A 378-nucleotide genomic window follows, 5' to 3' on the forward strand; every position below is an offset into this window, starting at 1 on the left:
TGCGCATCGTCAGCGATGCCGCCGAGCCTGAGTTGCTGGCCTTCATCGCCACGAATGGCGCCGCCATACACATCGCTGCTGCCTATGATGCCGCGCATCTCGAAGGCGCGGTGATGGTGTTTGCCGCCAGCGGCAATGAGGCGCTCGACCGTCGCGTTGCCGAGGATGCGCGCCGGCTGGGCATTCCGGTCAATGCCGTCGACCGGCCGGAGCTGTGCGATTTCTTCACTCCGGCGCTGGTCAACCGCGCGCCTGTCGCCATTGCAATCGGCACGGAAGGGGCCGGCCCGGTGCTTGCCCAAATGCTGCGCAGCCGCATCGACCGCATGCTGTCGCCGTCGCTCGGGCCGCTTGCTTCGCTTGCTGCCTCGTTGCGCG

1 protein-coding gene is annotated in these 378 nt (G+C 67.5%); it reads left to right on the top strand.

Translation table 11 applies throughout. The features are described from left to right. A partial coding sequence (locus EOB36_RS34210) for an NAD(P)-dependent oxidoreductase (protein WP_281035510.1) occupies positions 1-378 on the top strand: 378 nt, incomplete at both ends.

The sequence above is a fragment of the Mesorhizobium sp. M6A.T.Cr.TU.017.01.1.1 genome, assembly GCF_004023115.1.
Taxonomy (GTDB): domain Bacteria; phylum Pseudomonadota; class Alphaproteobacteria; order Rhizobiales; family Rhizobiaceae; genus Mesorhizobium; species Mesorhizobium mediterraneum.